General features: G+C 32.8%; 1 pseudogene. It reads right to left on the bottom strand.

Features of this window, described 5'->3' with window-relative positions:
- Positions 1-271: pseudogene (locus AAEZ02_RS22555) on the bottom strand (hypothetical protein); the annotation flags it as partial.

Raw genomic sequence — 271 nt, 5'->3', positions numbered from 1 at the left:
ATCTCACCGTTATAATAATCGTTGTCTAACCTCTTCACAGACTCTGCTTTAAGAACATAGAGCTGTTCTAGGGGATCGAACTTACTCTCAATTAGCTGCTTTGATAAATTTTTCTGATACTCGATGAACAAACTTTCTATCTTGTCTGCAATTACATCAAGATAGTCATATCGAGTCGTTAGAAATTCCAATAATTCATTTCTATTTAGATGAAGTGGTAAATCTTCATCATTTATATTTGAACTATATAAATGAACAGTAAGTTCGGCAG

It is taken from the genome of Shewanella sp. T24-MNA-CIBAN-0130, from assembly GCF_040310185.1.
Lineage (GTDB): Bacteria > Pseudomonadota > Gammaproteobacteria > Enterobacterales > Shewanellaceae > Shewanella > Shewanella psychromarinicola.
The sequence above is the reverse complement of the archived record's forward strand: the minus strand, read 5'-3'. Positions and strand labels throughout refer to the sequence as shown.